This is a genomic window from Stappia sp. ICDLI1TA098 (genome assembly GCF_054880955.1).
The window spans coordinates 391,522-407,316 of the sequence record NZ_JBTZBT010000002.1; the positions used below are offsets into that span (position 1 = coordinate 391,522).

General features: G+C 66.3%; 16 protein-coding genes. 10 read left to right on the forward strand and 6 right to left on the reverse strand.

What is annotated here, in order from left to right:
* Window positions 1–33 precede the first annotated feature (33 nt).
* Window positions 34–1,200, reverse strand: coding sequence for an acetyl-CoA acetyltransferase (locus ACSLUQ_RS12130; protein ID WP_417772276.1), 1,167 nt, complete (start codon window positions 1,198–1,200; stop codon window positions 34–36).
* 367 nt (window positions 1,201–1,567) lie between these two features.
* On the reverse strand, window positions 1,568–2,839 hold the full coding sequence (locus ACSLUQ_RS12135; RefSeq protein WP_461808677.1) for a porin: 1,272 nt from the start codon (window positions 2,837–2,839) through the stop codon (window positions 1,568–1,570).
* Between the two features lie 551 nt (window positions 2,840–3,390).
* Here ACSLUQ_RS12135 and ACSLUQ_RS12140 point away from each other — a divergent pair.
* The 3 genes from ACSLUQ_RS12140 to ACSLUQ_RS12150 all read left to right on the forward strand — a co-directional run bounded on the left by ACSLUQ_RS12140 (window position 3,391) and on the right by ACSLUQ_RS12150 (window position 6,298).
* The gene (locus ACSLUQ_RS12140; protein ID WP_417772274.1) at window positions 3,391–4,170 is read left to right on the forward strand and encodes a glycosyltransferase family 2 protein; all 780 of its coding nucleotides are present in this window, start codon (window positions 3,391–3,393) and stop codon (window positions 4,168–4,170) included.
* Window positions 4,171–4,261: 91 nt separating this feature from the next.
* Window positions 4,262–5,035 (forward strand): FkbM family methyltransferase, encoded by a 774-nt coding sequence (locus ACSLUQ_RS12145; RefSeq protein WP_417772273.1) that lies wholly within the window; start codon window positions 4,262–4,264, stop codon window positions 5,033–5,035.
* A gap of 60 nt (window positions 5,036–5,095) precedes the next feature.
* On the forward strand, window positions 5,096–6,298 hold the full coding sequence (locus tag ACSLUQ_RS12150; protein ID WP_461808678.1) for a BaiN/RdsA family NAD(P)/FAD-dependent oxidoreductase: 1,203 nt from the start codon (window positions 5,096–5,098) through the stop codon (window positions 6,296–6,298).
* A gap of 127 nt (window positions 6,299–6,425) precedes the next feature.
* On the opposite strand, the gene ACSLUQ_RS12155 is transcribed toward ACSLUQ_RS12150, so the two are convergent.
* Window positions 6,426–6,767 (reverse strand): BA14K family protein, encoded by a 342-nt coding sequence (locus ACSLUQ_RS12155; RefSeq protein ID WP_461808679.1) that lies wholly within the window; start codon window positions 6,765–6,767, stop codon window positions 6,426–6,428.
* Between the two features lie 457 nt (window positions 6,768–7,224).
* Between ACSLUQ_RS12155 and ACSLUQ_RS12160 the strand changes: the two genes are divergently transcribed.
* The 7 genes from ACSLUQ_RS12160 (at window position 7,225) to ACSLUQ_RS12190 (ending at window position 13,378) form a co-directional block, all read left to right on the forward strand.
* On the forward strand, window positions 7,225–8,406 hold the full coding sequence (locus tag ACSLUQ_RS12160) for a substrate-binding domain-containing protein (RefSeq protein ID WP_417772270.1): 1,182 nt from the start codon (window positions 7,225–7,227) through the stop codon (window positions 8,404–8,406).
* Between the two features lie 106 nt (window positions 8,407–8,512).
* Window positions 8,513–9,295 (forward strand): ABC transporter ATP-binding protein, encoded by a 783-nt coding sequence (locus ACSLUQ_RS12165; protein WP_461808680.1) that lies wholly within the window; start codon window positions 8,513–8,515, stop codon window positions 9,293–9,295.
* Complete coding sequence (locus ACSLUQ_RS12170; RefSeq protein ID WP_461808681.1) at window positions 9,292–10,017, forward strand: ABC transporter ATP-binding protein; 726 nt, start codon at window positions 9,292–9,294, stop codon at window positions 10,015–10,017. Before ACSLUQ_RS12165 ends, ACSLUQ_RS12170 begins: the two co-directional genes overlap by 4 nt.
* Entirely contained in the window at window positions 10,014–11,042 is a 1,029-nt protein-coding gene (locus ACSLUQ_RS12175) for a branched-chain amino acid ABC transporter permease (RefSeq protein ID WP_417772267.1), read from the forward strand. The genes ACSLUQ_RS12170 and ACSLUQ_RS12175 overlap by 4 nt, the downstream gene beginning before the upstream one ends.
* A 9-nt stretch (window positions 11,043–11,051) precedes the next feature.
* Window positions 11,052–12,110: a branched-chain amino acid ABC transporter permease gene (locus ACSLUQ_RS12180; RefSeq protein ID WP_461808682.1), complete on the forward strand. Its 1,059-nt coding sequence runs from the start codon at window positions 11,052–11,054 to the stop codon at window positions 12,108–12,110.
* On the forward strand, window positions 12,107–12,901 hold the full coding sequence (locus ACSLUQ_RS12185) for an alpha/beta fold hydrolase (RefSeq protein WP_461808683.1): 795 nt from the start codon (window positions 12,107–12,109) through the stop codon (window positions 12,899–12,901). The genes ACSLUQ_RS12180 and ACSLUQ_RS12185 overlap by 4 nt, the downstream gene beginning before the upstream one ends.
* A gap of 264 nt (window positions 12,902–13,165) precedes the next feature.
* The gene (locus tag ACSLUQ_RS12190) at window positions 13,166–13,378 is read left to right on the forward strand and encodes a cold-shock protein (RefSeq protein WP_417772264.1); all 213 of its coding nucleotides are present in this window, start codon (window positions 13,166–13,168) and stop codon (window positions 13,376–13,378) included.
* Window positions 13,379–13,460: 82 nt separating this feature from the next.
* Here ACSLUQ_RS12190 and ACSLUQ_RS12195 read toward each other — a convergent pair whose 3' ends face one another.
* From ACSLUQ_RS12195 to ACSLUQ_RS12205, 3 genes are read right to left on the reverse strand one after another with little or no spacing between them, the layout of a single operon-like run.
* Window positions 13,461–13,826 carry a hotdog family protein gene (locus tag ACSLUQ_RS12195; RefSeq protein ID WP_417772263.1) on the reverse strand — a complete coding sequence of 122 codons (366 nt, stop codon included), beginning with the start codon at window positions 13,824–13,826 and terminating at the stop codon, window positions 13,461–13,463.
* The gene (locus ACSLUQ_RS12200) at window positions 13,823–14,224 is read right to left on the reverse strand and encodes a MaoC/PaaZ C-terminal domain-containing protein (RefSeq protein WP_461808684.1); all 402 of its coding nucleotides are present in this window, start codon (window positions 14,222–14,224) and stop codon (window positions 13,823–13,825) included. Before ACSLUQ_RS12200 ends, ACSLUQ_RS12195 begins: the two co-directional genes overlap by 4 nt.
* On the reverse strand, window positions 14,221–15,783 hold the full coding sequence (locus ACSLUQ_RS12205) for an AMP-binding protein (RefSeq protein WP_461808685.1): 1,563 nt from the start codon (window positions 15,781–15,783) through the stop codon (window positions 14,221–14,223). Before ACSLUQ_RS12205 ends, ACSLUQ_RS12200 begins: the two co-directional genes overlap by 4 nt.
* Window positions 15,784–15,795: the final 12 nt, after the last annotated feature.

Below are 15,795 nucleotides of genomic sequence, written 5' to 3' on the forward strand. Positions count from 1 at the left end.
CGACGACAACCGCCGCCGCGCCGCCGCTTGTGCCTATTTCAGCGCCTGAAGCACCGAAACATAGTTGGCGACCGCCGCGCCACCCATGTTGAAGATACCGCCGAGTTCCGCGCCCTTGACCTGAATGTCGCCGGCGCGCTCCGTCAGCTGCATGGCGGAAAGGACGTGCATCGATACGCCGGTGGCGCCGATGGGATGCCCCTTCGACTTCAGCCCGCCGGACGGATTGACCGGCAGCTTGCCGCCCATTTCGGTCCATCCCTCGAGAATCGCCCGATGCCCCTCGCCCGGCGCGGTCAGGCCCATGGCCTCATACTCGATCAGCTCGGCGATGGTGAAACAGTCGTGGGTCTCGACGAAGGACAGATCCTCCAGCGAGATGCCGGCGGACGAAAGCGCCTGCTTCCAGGCGTGCGTGCAGCCCTCGAAGGCGAGGATGTCGCGCTTCGACAGCGGCAGGAAGTCCTGCACGTGGGCATGCCCACGGAAGGCGACGGCCTTGTCGCGTCCAAGCGCGGTCGGAATGTCGGCAAGGACGAGCGCCGCCGCGCCATCCGACACCAGCGAACAATCCGTACGCTTCAATGGCCCGGCGACATAGGGGTTCTTTTCGCTCTCGGTGCGACAGAAGTCGAAGCCGAGATCCTTGCGCATCTGCGCGTATGGATTGGCGACACCGTTCTTGTGGTTCTTGGCAGCAATCGCGGCCAGTGCGTCCGACCGGTCGCCATACTTCTGGAAGTAGGCCTGCGCGATCTTGCCGAATACGCCCGCGAAGCCCGCCGGCGTGTCGCCCTCCTCGACAAGATAGGAAGCCTTGAGCAGGTTGCGCCCAATCTCGGGCCCCGGCGTCCTGGTCATCTGCTCGACGCCGACGACCAGCACCACCCGCGCCTCGCCGCTGGCGATTGCCCGCACGCCCTGATGCACGGCGGCCGAGCCGGTCGCGCAGGCGTTTTCGACACGGGTCGCCGGCTTGAAGCGCAGCGCCGGATCGGCCTGCAGCACCAGCGAGGCGGTGAAATCCTGCGCCGTGAAGCCGGCGTTGTAGTGGCCGAGCACGATCTCGTCGATATCCGCCGGCTCGAAGCCCGCATCCGCGATCGCGTCGCGCGCAACCGAGACGATCAGGCTCTCGACGGTTTCTTCCGGATGCTTGCCGAACGGCGTATGCGCCCAGCCTACAATCGCTGCTGTCATGATGTTTCTCCCTGTCTCGCCGGCGCGCCCCCACACAGCCGGCCAGTATCCAGCGACTGGCTTCACCATGGCTGGCCATCCGCTGATCCGCTGTCCGCCGGTGCGCGCAAGCCCCCGCGAGCCGCACGGACATCCAGCATGGACGAGGCGACGATTTCACTTTCGGGAGACCGGCGCAAGCGCGTTGTTTACGAGAACGTCAATTCATATGAAATAGTTCATTAAAATCAATTAGATGTGAAATATCTTGCAAGTCATGAAAGACAACTCGCCCCGGTGCACGATGCGTGTGCAAGGGCCGGCACAAAAGAAAAGACCCGGCGGTTTCCCGCCGGGTCTCTCCCATCAAATCCGGTAAAGGATCAGATTAGAACGTGCGCTGCACGCGGAACACGCCGACCAGGTCGTCCTGGTTCGCGAGAGTCGCACCCGACTTGAAGTTGCGGTTGCGGTACTCGAGCTCGATGCCGGTGGAGAGACCGGACACCGGACGCCACACCAGGTTACCCTGGACGGTGGTGTCGGCGAAGTCGTTGACGCTCAGAGCCTGGTCGATCTTGTTGTACGACGCGGTGAGCGACGTGGAAACAGCCGGGGTCCAGAAGTGGGTGAAGCCACCGCCGATGCCCCAAGCGGTCGACAGCTTCAGGCCGCCGGTCGTGCCGTTGTAGGAACCGTCGGTGAAGACGCCATCCCACGCAGAGCTGACGTAGCCGATCGCGCCCGAAGCGTAGGACGCCTGCAGCGAGAAGCTGTCGCCAGCAGCGATCATCGGAAGGTTGAACGTGGCGCCAGCGCCGATCGCCCAGCCCATCTTGCCCTTGCCGCCGAGACCGGCACCAACTGCAACACCACCAGCAAGCGCGGTCGGAGCGACAGAAGCGCCATAGACGTGATGCAGGGCACCCATGATCTGGGCCGAACCCCAACCCTGGTCAACGCGCAGGTTGGCGACGAAGTCCGGAACCTTGTGGCCGCCGTAACCGGAGACATTGGCCTGGAGAGCCGTTGCCGAAGCCGGGGTAGCAAGCTGCAGGCCGTTGTAGAAGATCTGGCCACGCTTCTCGTCGCCGTTCTCAACCGACAGCGAGGCCGAGAAGCCGTTGCCGAACTGAGCGGTGTAAGCGAACAGGTTCGTCTCGCCGTAGTCGGCGAAGCCCTGATCCAGGACCGCACCCCAGTTGTCACCGGTGTAGAACTGGAAGTAGGAAGCCGTACGACCGACGACGAAGCCGCCGAGCTGGATGAAGGCCTCGTCAAGGGTCAGACCCTCGGCGCCATTGTTGTCCGTCGTGATGTACGCGGCAACGTAGGTGCGGAGCAGGCCGTACTCGGTGTTGGTGCGGCTGTCGAAGTTCATGTAGCCACGAGCACGCATGGTCGTGGCGTTCTTACCACGGCTATCCCAAGCGGAAGTGCCCTTGTCGAGCATGTCGTTGAAGCGGAACTCGACGCGGACGCCGCCACCGATCTTCAGGCAGGTCTCGGTGCCCGGGATGTAGAAGAAGCCCGTGCCGAAAGCGTCGCAAACGCGGACGTAATCGATCGGCTCCGGAGCCACCGGGAGATCGGCGGCCTGAGCGCCCGTAGCCGCAAGGGCGGCAGCGGAAGCGCCGAGCAGGATGCTCTTGATGTTCATTTCCTGACCTCGTCGTTTTTCCCTGTGTGACCTAGCGGCCAAGGGAGTGATTAAGTGAGCAAGCTTCCCCGCGAGCTCATGTCTGGTTCTAAGCCACCGGGTCGGGAGGTCGCAACCGGCAAATGACCCGAAGCGGCACTGCGCGGACACAGTGTGTCTTTGTGGTGACACCTCGTTAAGGCTCCGTTAGCACTCTCTTTACCTTCTGTTAGGAAACGGGCTGTTTTCGGCGGTTTTTGCCGTTTCTGGCGTGAGACGGCCGGCGTTTGTGGCGGCCCGATCCCCCGCCTTCCCTTCAGGGACCGCCGGACGGAACCCGTTTCGCGTGCCCGCGCGCCGGATGGCGGGCACCGTGATTCCCCGCCATCCGGCGCGCGGGCGGCGCGCAGACAGAATCGCTGCCCGCCTTCCCAGCCGGCCGCGCGCGCAAAACCGGGTGCCACTTTGCCTCCCGATGCCGTAAACAGCCCGAACGGCGCGCGGCACACACAGCAGTCGCGCCCGGGACCGCCCGCGCGACATCCGCGCGACACCGATGCGAGCGAGGATACATGAGCGAGAGACCGGCCATCTCCGTCTTTATAATAGCGCGCGACGAGGCAGACCGGATCGGGCGGGCGATCGACAGCGTCGCCCGCTTCGCCGACGAGGTGATCGTCATCGACAGCGGATCGAGCGACGGCACCCACGCGGTCGCCGAGGCCCATGGCGCGCGCGTTCTCGTCAACGCGTGGCCGGGCTATGGCGCACAGAAGCGATTCGGCGAGGACGCCTGCGCCAACGACTGGATCTTCAATCTCGACGCGGACGAGGCGGCCACGCCCGAACTGGCCTCGGAAATCGTCGCCCTGCGCGACGGTGACGGGCTTGCCGCGGCGGATTTCTGGCGGGTGCGAATCAAGGATGTGTTCGCTCATGAGGACGGCCCCGCGCCCTGGGCCTACGGCTACAACCAGATCCGCCTCTACGACCGCAGCAAGGGGCGCTTCTCCGCCTCCCCGGTGCACGACACCGTCCGTCCGCCCGACGGCGCGCGCATGGGACAGCTGAAGGCGGCGATGGCGCATCGCTCCATCCGCTCGATCGCCTTCCATGTCGAGAAGATGAACCGTTACTCGACCATGCAGGCAAACGACATGGCCGCGCGCGGCCGGCGGATGGCCAGATGGCGGCTCGTCACGGAGTTCCCGCTCGCCTTCGCCAAGGCCTATCTGCTGCGCCGCTATGCGCTCTACGGCTGGTGGGGCCTCGTGATCTCGACCAATTTCGCCTACACGCGCTTCCTGCGCCTTGCCAAGGCGTATGAGCGCGAGCTCAACGAGCGCGGCTGAGCGCCGATAAATGACACGCGCATCCGCAATCCGCTAAGAAGGCTATACGCGACCAAGCCTTCCCTCAACGACCAGCCAGGCCGACGACCCGATGCAGACAGTCACCATTCGCAGCACCACGTTCAACGTCACCGACGCGCGCCCGGGTTTCTGGAAGCAGGCCGTCGACGGCAACTGGGAAAAGCCGACCTACGACATCCTCGACGCCTGCGTGGACGAGAACACCATCTGCCTCGATTTCGGGGCCTGGGTCGGCCCGACGGTTCTTTATGAAGCTCCGCGCGCGCGGAAGGTCATCGCCTTCGAGCCGGATCCGGCGGCGGCCGACGAGCTGGAGGCCAACATCGCGCTCAATCCGGAGATCGCCGACAAGGTGACCGTGCTGCGCAAGGCGGTGTGGACGCAGGCGGGCGAGCAGACCATGTCGGCGAAGACCGCGCAGGGCGATTCCATGTCGAGCTTCGTGCACAAGGACGCGGACGTGACCTGGAGCGTCGAATGCATCGGCATCGAAGAGATCGCCGCGATGATCGGGCCCAACGACAAGCTCTTCATCAAGATGGACATCGAGGGCGCCGAATACGACGTGGCGCCCCTGCTGGCGCCGCTGCTCGACCGGCCGGAGATCGACGTCTTCATTTCCTTCCACCCCCGGTTCGCCGCCGGCGGTCATCCGCGCTTTCACAAGACCTTCGGCATGACGCGCCGGGTGTTCGCCCCCTTCAAGGGCTTCCACCTGACGCGCGTCGGCCGCAAGGCGCTGCATTCGGCGCTCGACGTCGCGGTGCTCTCGCGCCTCGGGCTCTGGCTCTTCGAGGCCAAGCGCGGCTTTCTCTTTTCCCGGCAAAAGCGGCATCTGCGCTGAGCAGCGCCTTTTCGCGCGCACCCCGACACGACGGCCCACCGGGCCGCAACAGGCACGATCATGACATCACCCTCCATCGCGATCATCGGCGCGGGACCGGCCGGGCTCATCGCCGCCGACCGGCTTTCGGAAAAGGGCGCGCGCGTCACGCTCTACGAGCGCATGCCCTCGGTCGCGCGCAAGCTGCTCATGGCCGGACGCGGCGGCCTCAACCTGACCAACAACGAGCCGGCGGAGGCCTTTCTGCCCCACTACCGCGAGGCGGAGGCAAGGCTTGCTCCCGCGATCGCCGACTTCGGCCCCCAGGCGCTGCGCGACTGGTGCACGGGTCTCGGCATCGAGACCTTCGTGGGCTCGAGCGGGCGCATCTTTCCAAGCGCGCTGAAGGCCTCGCCGCTGGTGCGCGCGCTGCTTGCCCGGCTGAGCGCGCGCGGCGTGACCATCCGCACCCGCTGGCGCTTCACCGGTTTCGACGACGGATTGCGCTTCGAGACACCGGACGGAGCGCTGATCCTGCCGGCGCCGGATGCCACATTGCTGGCGCTTGGCGGCGCGAGCTGGCCGAGGCTCGGCAGCGACGGCTCCTGGCACGAGATCCTGGCTGAGGCCGGCGTTGCGCTGACACCGCTGAGGCCGGCGAATTCGGGCTTCACCGTCGACTGGTCGGAGTTCTTCTCCAGCCGCTTCGCCGGCACGCCGCTGAAACGGATCGTCGCGTCCCATGGCGGCCACGCGGTCGCCGGTGAAGCCATGGTGACCCGCTCCGGGATCGAAGGCGGGGCGATCTATGCGCTGTCGGCTGACCTGCGGGAGGCGCTCGCGGCCGGCGACGCCACCAGCGTGACGCTCGACCTGCGTCCGGACATCGAACCGGGGGAACTGGAGCAACGGCTTTCGACGCCGCGCGGCAAGCGTTCGCTCTCCACGCATCTGCGCAAGAGCGCCGGGCTTGCGCCCGTCGCCATCTCCCTCCTGTCCGAATTCGGCGAGCGGCCACAGCAGCCCGCGGCACTTGCGGCGAAGATCAAGGCGCTCGACATCCCGCTCTCCGGCATTGCCGGGATGAGCCGGGCGATCTCGACCGCCGGTGGCGTGTCCTGGGAGGGGCTCGACGAGGCATTGATGCTCGCCTCCCTGCCCGGCGTCTTCGTCGCCGGCGAGATGATCGACTGGGAAGCGCCGACGGGCGGCTATCTGCTTCAGGCAAGTTTCGCCACCGGACTGCGGGCGGCGGAAGGCATCGCGCGGCGCCTCGGGCTCTGAGCGCGCTGCATCCCGCCGATGGGCCGGCACACCAACGGCCGGACCTGCGACGGCACGCAAAACAACGGGAAAGGGCCGGCATGTCGCCGGCCCTTTCCCGTTGTGCAGGAGACGTCGGTTCGGAGCTTCAGCGGCAGAACCTGGCACGGCCCGAGTAGGTGCGGAAATAGCCGCTCTGCGGGTCGAAGGAGCGATACTTCGCCGAGCAGTAGCGATACCAGGCCGGCGTCCAGGGCTCGGGGCGGTCATAATAGACCGGGGCCGGCTCGTAGCGCGGCGCCGGCTCGACATAGTAGCGCGGCTGCGACAGGGCGGATCCGACCAGCGCGCCGGCAGCAAAGCCGCCAGCCGCGGCCCAGCCGTTGCGATGGTTCCAGCCACCTGCCTCGGCACCGGTGTTGGCGGCGGCCAGGACGGCGCCAGCCGTCAGGGCAATGGCGAATCCAGTGATTGCGATCTTCTTGTACATGACGACATTCCCTCTGTTTTCCGTTCGCTTTATTATTTCAATCTTCAGGATGAAACCTCGCTCATCCATGAAACGAAAGTACACAAACAAACCTTCCGTTGATGTGATGGCCATCACGTCCAGTTCATTTCCCGTAATTGCTCAATTTTTACGAAAATCACGGCCGAAAGCCGCCCTGCTCCAGCGCTGCATATCGCCGCCGTCCATCGTCTCCGGGCCTTCTGCGCAGGCATCCCGATTGACATGAAACATGAATCATGCGTCATATAATTGTCGTGACAGTCGCGCAGGCTCGCAAACGCCAGACGTTCGCGAGCACCGCGCGGGTCGAGACGATGCGGCGGACGAGGAGGTCCGCAGGAGACCGGCGGCTTTTGCAGCCGCCCTGCCCTGCGGAACGTCAGGCCAATGCCATGGGCGCGACAGCCGCCATGGCGGATCGAAGGGAGGAGAGGGGATGAAACGCATTATCGCGGCGGCCGCGCTTATGGCGGCGGGCCTGTCATCGTCGGCCATGGCGGACGATATCAAGATCGCCCATGTCTACGGCAAGACAGGCGCACTGGAGGCCTATGCCAAGCAGTCGCACATCGGTCTGATGATGGGCCTCGAATATGCGACCGGCGGCACGATGGAGATCGACGGACGCAAGATCACCGTCATCGAGAAGGACACCCAGCTCAAGCCGGATATCGGCCGCGCGGCGCTTGCCGAGGCCTACGGCGATGACGAGGTGGACATCGCCGTCGGACCGGTTTCCTCGGGCGTGGCGCTCGCCATGCTGCCGGTGGCGGAGGAATACGGCAAGATCCTTCTGGTGGAGCCGGCCGTGGCCGACTCGATCACCGGGGAGAACTGGAACCGCTACATCTTCCGCACAGGTCGCAACTCCTCGCAGGACGCGGTGGCCAACGCCGTGGCGCTGGGTGCCGAGGGCGTCACCATCGCGACGCTCGCACAGGACTATGCGTTCGGGCGGGACGGCGTCGCCGCCTTCCGCGAGGCGCTCGGCCCGACGGGCGCGAAGCTGGTCTTCGAGGAATACGCGCCCACCGACACCCAGGACTTCACCGCCAGCGCCCAGCGCATCTTCGATGCACTGAAGGACGAGAAGGGGCGCAAGTTCCTCTTCGTGATCTGGGCCGGAGGCAACAATCCGATCGGCAAGATCAAGGCGATGAACCCGGAGCGCCTCGGCATCGAGATCGCCACCGGCGGCAACATCCTCGCCGCGATGAAGGCCTACAAGGCGTTGCCGGGCATGGAAGGCGCCACCTACTACTACCATGACATCCCGAAGAACGCGGCCAACGACTGGCTCGTCACCGAGCACGAGAAGCGCCACGGCACGCCGCCGGACTTCTTCACCGCCGGAGGCATGTCGGCAGGCATCGCCATCGTCGAGGGCATCCGCAAGGCGGGTTCCACCGACACGGACGATATGATCGCCGCGATGGAGGGCATGTCCTTCGAAACGCCGAAGGGCACGATGACCTTCCGCGCCGAGGACCATCAGGCCCTTCAGTCCATGTATCACTTCAAGATCCGGGTCGATCCGGAGATCGAGTGGGGCATTCCCGAACTTGTGCGCGAGCTGAAGATCGGGGACATGGACATTCCCGTTCGCAACAAGCGCTAGCGCGCCCGGCGGGCCCGGGCACCGGCGGGGAGAGAGATCCGCGCCGGTGCCCAAACCGCCCCCCTGCCCCGCCGCCCTCTCTCCATTCCTTCGCCGGAGGCCCGTGTTGACGCGCGAACCGCCCGTTCTCGCCACCGAGAACCTGACCATCCGCTTTGGCGGGCATGTGGCCGTCGACGGCGTTACCTGCGCCTTCGAGCGCGGCACGCTGACCGCCATCGTCGGCCCCAACGGCGCCGGCAAGACCACCTGCTTCAATCTGATCTCCGGCCAGCTCCCGGCAACCTCGGGCACGGTGCGCCTCAACGGCGAGGACGTGACCCGGCTCGGGGTCGCGGCGCGCTGCGACCGGGGGATCGGGCGGGCATTCCAGCTCACGAGCCTCTTCGCCAGCCTCAGCGTGCGCGAGAACGTGCGCCTCGTCGCCCAGTCGCGGGCGCGGCGCGGCTTCGACCTGTTCTCCCGCGCCGACAGCCACATCGAGCTTGTCGAGCGGGCGGAGCATGTGCTTGCCGAGGTGCGGCTGGCCGACAAGCGCGACATGACGGTTTCAGAGCTTGCCCATGGCGACCAGCGAAAGCTGGAGGTGGCGATGATGATCGCGCTCGCCCCGCAGGTGCTGATGTTCGACGAACCCACCGCGGGAATGAGCGTCGACGAGGTGCCGGTGATCCTCGATCTGATCCGGGGCCTCAAGGCGGATCGTGACCGCACGATCCTGCTGGTGGAGCACAAGATGGACGTCATCCGCAGCCTCGCCGACCGCATCGTGGTGCTGCACAACGGTGCGCTCGTCGCCGATGGCGAGCCGGGCGAGGTGATGCGTTCGGCCATCGTTCAGGAGGCCTATCTCGGGCGCGCCGCGCCAGCGACGGAGGCCCGCTCATGACCGACAGTCTCCTCACCCTTTCCGGCGTCCACACCCACATCGGCCCTTATCATATCCTGCAGGGTGTCGATCTGTGCGTGCCGCGCGGCGGCGTGACCGTGCTGCTGGGGCGCAATGGCGCGGGCAAGTCCACAACCTTGCGCACTATCATGGGACTGTGGTCGGCCAGCGACGGCGAGATCCGCTTCGACGGAACGCGCATCGAGGCGCGCGCGACGCCCGATATCGCGCTTGCCGGCATTGCCTATGTGCCGGAAAACATGGGCATCTTCTCCGACCTTACGGTCGGCGAGAACATGCGTCTCGCCGCCGTAAACGGGCCAATGGACGCCGGACGCCTTGCCTGGATCAAGGACCTGTTCCCGCCCATCGGCACCTTCTGGGACAAGCCCGCGGGCACGCTTTCGGGCGGCCAGAAGCAGATGCTCTCCGTCGCCCGCGCCATCATCGAGCCGCGCCGGATGATCCTCATCGACGAGCCGAGCAAGGGGCTCGCCCCGGCCATCGTGCAGGCGATGACGGACGCACTGGCGGAGTTGAAACGCACCGACACGACAATCCTGCTGGTCGAACAGAACTTCGCCATGGCGGCGGCTCTGGGCGACACGGTCGCGGTGATGGACGACGGTCGCATTGTCCACGCCGGAACAATGGCGGAGTTGGCCGCCGACGCAACCCTGCAGGAGCGACTGATGGGACTGAGCCTGGAGGTACATCAATGAGCGAGACCGCCATCCGCCCCCGTCTCGTCGCCGCCTCGCCGCGCGAGCGGCTGGTTCGCGCGGCGCCGCTGCTGCTGGTGCCGGCGATGGCGCTCGCCGGATTCATCGGCGTCGGCGCGCCCTCGACCTGGCTGACGCTCACCGTCGCCGGCCTTGCCATGGGCCTGATGATCTTCATCATGGCCTCGGGCCTGACCCTGGTCTTCGGCCTGATGGACGTGATCAACTTCGGCCATGGCGCTTTCGCCACCGTCGGCGCCTTCGTCGGCTTCACCGTGCTCGCCTGGCTTTCCGGCTGGAGCGCTTCCAGCGCCGTCGCGTTGAACCTGGCGGCCGTGTTCCTGGCGATTCTTGCCGCGATGGCGGTCACCGGCGGTCTCGGCCTGGCCTTCGAGCGCGTGATCGTGCGCCCGGTCTACGGCCATCACCTGAAGCAGATTCTCGTCACCATGGGCGGGCTCATCGTCGCCCAGCAGATGATCCACGTGATCTGGGGGCCTGACGCGCTCCATGTCGCCCGCCCGGCCATCTTCCAGGGATCGGTGGTGATCGCGGACGCGGTGATCGAGAAATACCGGATCTTCGCCGTCGCCGTCGGTCTCGTCCTGTTCGTCGCTCTGCGGCATGTGCTGCAGGCGACGAAGGTCGGCCTGCTGGTGCGCGCCGGCGTCGAGAACGGCGAGATGGTCGAGGCGCTCGGCTATCGCATCCGACGGTTGTTCCTGCTTGTGTTCATGGCCGGCTCGGCGCTGGCCGGGCTCGGCGGCGTCATGTGGGGTCTCTATCAGGAAACCATCACCGCCCACATGGGCTCGGAGATCATGGTGCTGATCTTCATCGTCGTCATTATCGGCGGCCTCGGTTCCATCGAGGGCTGCTTCATCGGCGCGCTGCTGGTCGGGCTCCTGTCCAATTACATGGCCTTCCTCGCGCCCAAGGTCGCGCTGGTCTCGACGATCGCGCTGATGGTCGCCGTGCTGATGTGGCGTCCGCAGGGCCTGTTCCCCGTGGTCAAGGCCAAGTAGGAGCCCCCGATGTTCGACACGATCCTCTCCGGCGACCGCCCGCGGAGCCGCTCGCTGGCGCTCCTGCTCGTGGCCATCCTGATTGCACTGGCGCTGGCCCCGTTCCTCTTTCCCGGCACCAAGTCGCTCGACACCGCCGCGCGCATCTGCATCTTCATCGTACTGGTGGCAAGCTACGATCTGCTGCTCGGCTACACCGGCATCGTTTCCTTCGCCCATACGATGTTCTTCGGCATTGGCGCCTATGGGGTCGCCATCGCGCTCTCCGCGCTTGGCGCCTCCTTCACGGCAATCGCGCTCGGCACGCTCGGGGGGGCAGCACTCGCCGGCGTCCTGGCGCTTGCAATCGGCCTCTTCTCGCTGAGGGTGAAGGCGATCTTCTTCGCCATGGTGACGCTCGCCATCGCCAGCGCCTTCGCCGTCCTGACCTCGCAGCTTTCGTGGCTGACCGGCGGCGAGGACGGACTGACCTACCGGATTCCGAAGGTGCTGACGCCGGCCTTCAAGTTCGCGGACGCCCGCATCCTCGACGTGCGCATGGACGGCCGGCTGCTGGCCTACTATCTGATCTTCACCGTCGCCGCGCTGCTCTTCCTGGCCCTGCTGCGGATCGTCAACTCGCCCTTTGGGAGCACGCTCAAGGCGGTGCGGGACAATGCCTTCCGCGCCGAGGCGATCGGCTACCGTGTCGTCTGGTATCGCACCACGTCGACCGTGCTTTCCGCCGTTGTCGCCGCTCTCGCCGGCGCGCTGCTCGCGATCTGGCTGCGCTACACCGGGCCGGCAACCACGCTTTCCATGGAGATCATGATCGACATCCTGCTGATGGTGGTGATCGGCGGCATGGGGACGATGTATGGCGCGGTCATCGGGGCGACGCTGTTCATCCTGGCCCAGACCTATCTGCAAACGCTGATGGCCGGTGCCGAGCAGGCGACGCAGGCCGTGCCGCTGCTGCCCGTTCTGCTCGCCCCGGAGCGCTGGCTGCTGTGGCTCGGCGTGCTGTTTATCCTCTCGGTCTATTTCTTTCCGGACGGGATCGTCGGACGGCTCAGGAGCCGCAAATGACCTGCCTTCACGTCCGCCGCGACGGCCGGTCGCGTCCTGGCGCCAGACCGCTCGTCCTGCTGCACGGCTGGTCCTGCCACGGCGGCTTCTTCGCGCCGCAGATGACCGCCTTCGCATCCCGGACGCTGGTTCTCGCCCCGGACCTTCCCGGCCATGGCGAGAGCGCGGCATTCCCCGCGCCGACCATCGAGGCAGCCGCTGACGCGCTCGCGGACCTGCTTGACAGGGAGGACCTCTCGGACGTGGTCCTTTCCGGCTGGTCGATGGGCGCGCTCGTCGCCTGGTCGCTGATCGCCCGTCACGGCACGGCGCGCATTGCCCGTCTCGTGGTGGAGGACATGTCGCCGAAGGTGATCAACACGCCCGACTGGCCCCACGGCAGCCTCAACGGGCTCGACGCGGCGCGCAACCTCGTGTTCCTGCGCGCCATCGGGAGCCAGTGGCCCCGCCTTGCCCCGGCAACCGCGCGGCGCTGCTTTGCCGCCGACGCCGACCCCGCGCTCGTCGCCTGGACGGAAGCGGAGATCCGAAAGGCGGATCCCTTGCGCCTCGCCGCCATGTGGCACTCGCTCACCGCCCAGGACTTCCGCCCGCTGATGCCCCGCCTCGACATTCCGGTGACGCTCGCCCACGGTGCGCGCAGCCAGCTGTATTCTGCGGAAACAGCCCTGTGGCAGGCTGGACAATTGCCGGAGGCGCGCGTTCTTTCCTTTGCCGCCTCCGGTCATGCACCGCATCTGGAGGAAAGTTTGGCCTTCAATGAAATGCTCGGCGAACAGGTTTTTCAATAAAGTCGGGAAATACTCGATTTTTCCTCACTTGAAGGTAGCGGCATTTCGGATTATATTGCGCGTGCTGGAACTTGTTCCGGCTAGGCGGGCTTGAAAATTCGAATCCCGGTTAAGAAAGTTTCGGTATACGGCGCATGCCCGGTTCGTTGAGCCGGTATTGTCGAGAAGAACTGCCTTTCCCGTTTCAGAATGCCACGCTCGCGCAAGCAAGTGCGCTTACTTGCGCTCTTTAATTTTTACAGACTACGGGACAGGAGTTTCCCCATGCGCCAGACCGGCACCCTCAAGTTCTTCAACCACGAGCGTGGTTTTGGCTTCCTTACGCCGTCCGAGGGCGGCAAGGATGTTTTCGTTCACATCACCGCTTTCGAGCGCTCCGGCATCGCGGTCCCGGCTGAAGGCACGGCGCTGACCTTCATCACCGAGGAAGACCGTCGCGGTCGTGGCCTGCAGGCCGCTCAGATCGAGCTCGGCTGAGCCCAGCGCTCACAGCAAGCACGGTTTCAAACGCCGCCGGCCCCGCCGGCGGCGTTTTTGTTTGTCGCAACGGCAGTTTCGTTCAACCGGCTACATCCTCCACATAGACCAGCGCCCTGCCCTGGCAGATCCGCTGCCCGGTCGTCGTCTCGCACACGGTCTCCAGATCGACGAGGTGCTTTTCCGGGCGCAGCCGCGTCACCGTCACCCGGGCGATCAGCGGCACGTCGAAGGCCGCCGCCTCCAGGAACGTCATTTCCTGCTTCAGGTAGTTGGTGCCGGATCCCGGCAGCCTGACGCCCAAAAGATAGGAAAAGAGCCCGCCGACGAGCGGCTCCGGCACCGCACCCGGAACCTCGGAAAGACCGGCGAGCGCGGCGAAATCGCGTGCGTCCCGCTCCGAGTAGCTGCGGATCGTCTCCGCGCTCTGGCCGAGTTCAAGCGTCATCGTCCGTCCTCCGCCAGCCCGCATTCCCCCGCAAGCACCACCGCATCGTCCGCGACCCGGCGGATCGACACGGCAAGCCGCCACGGCAACCGCGCATCGGGCGCAACGACAAGCTCCAGCTCCTCGCCCGCATAGGCGGGATTCGGGAACATCAGCGTCTGCGTCGCATGGCCCGCCTGCGGCCACCGGCGACGGATTGCCGCGTAGGCGCGCGCGTACAGCAGCATGCCGTGCGAGACCGTCCGCCCGAACCGCGTGCGCGCGGAGAACTCCGGGTCGACATGGATGGGATTGTCATCCCCCGAGAGCACGGCGAAGCGGTCGAATTCCTCCTGCGTCGGCGTCCAGCGCAGTGTCAGGGGCGCTTGCGGGGCGGTGTCTGCCAGGGCTGCGCTCATGCGCCATCCTCCTTGCATTTGGCCAGATGTCGGGTTTTCAGGACGTGTTTCTGCACCTTGCCGGCGGCGGTGCGCGGCAGATCCGGGGCGACCTCGATGTGGCGCGGCAGCTTGTAGCCGGCAAGCCGCTCGCGGCACCAGGCGACGAGCGCGTCGCGGTCGATGCGGGCCGACGGACGCGGCACCAGATAGGCCGCGCCGACCTCGCCCCATCGCGCGTCGGGCACGCCGACAACGACGGCTTCCTGAATGTCGGGATGGGTGACGAGGACCCGCTCGACCTCGGCCGGATAGACGTTTTCCCCGCCGGAGATGTACATGTCCTTGATCCGGTCGACGATGGCGAAATAGCCGTCGGCGTCGCGCCGGGCGACATCGCCCGAGCGCAGCCAGCCGCCCGGCGCGAAGGCCGCCGCCGTCGCCTCCGCGTTGCCGTAGTAGCCGGGCGTCACGCCGGGACCGCGGATCTGGAGCTCGCCTTCGCCCTCGCCTGTCACCTCGCTGCCATCCGCCGCCACCAGCCGGACCTCGGCAAGGATCTGTGCCTTGCCGACCGAGCCGATCTTCTCGGCCGCGCGCTCGGGATCGGAGAGGAACACGGTCGGACCGGTCTCGGTCATGCCCATGCCATTGCAGACGGTCACCCCCCGCTCGATGTAACTGCGCAGCAGCGGAGCGGGCATCGGCGCGCCGCCGCAGCCCAGGCTCTTCACGGCGGAGAAGTCGGCACGGGCGAACCCCGGCTCCAGCGCCAGCGCCTGGTAGATCGCCGGAACGCCGAAGAACGCGGTGACACTGCCCTCGTCGATAAGGCGCAACACGGCGGCGGGGTCGAAGCGGCGCAGGATGGTCGAGCTTCCCCCGGCAAGAAACAGCGGCAGCGTGAAGAGGTTGATACCGGCGGTGTGGAACAGCGGCAGGAAGTTCACGCTCGCATCCTGCCGCCCGATACCGCTGGCCTGGGTGTAGTTGACCGCGTTGGCCCAGGCCATGCCGGCGGTCTGGATGACCAGCTTCGGCGCGCCGGTGGTGCCCGAGGTCGCAAGCAGATACCAGGGCGCGTCCGCTTCGATCCGCTCGCCCTGTGCAAGCGGCTGCGCGGATGCCGCGTCACACGCGTCGCGAAACCGGTCGCCCGTCTCCCGTGTATCCGCAGCCGCATCCGCATCCGCATAGGCGAAGGCGGCAAGCCCGACGAGGCCGGCAAGCCCTTGCGCCGTCGCGCAGGTCGCCGCGTCGTGAAGGATGAAACGCGGCGCCGCCTCCGCGACCGTGGGCGCGAGTTCGGCCGGCGGCTGGCGCCAGTTGAGCGGCAACAGGATCGTTCCGCTCTTCTGCGCGGCAAGCAGCAGCACGAAAAACTCGGCGTGGTTCTGCGTCAGAACAGCCACCCGCTCGCCGCGCCCCGCACCGAGCGCTGCAAGCGCGCGCGCCATCCGGTTCGCCCACGTTTCCACCTCGGCGAAGCTGAGTGCAACGCCGGTCTCATGATCGACGAAGGCGGTCTTGTCCGGCGTCAGCTCCGCCCGGCGCGCCGCCATGTCGGTAACGAATTGCATGAAAGCCTCCTC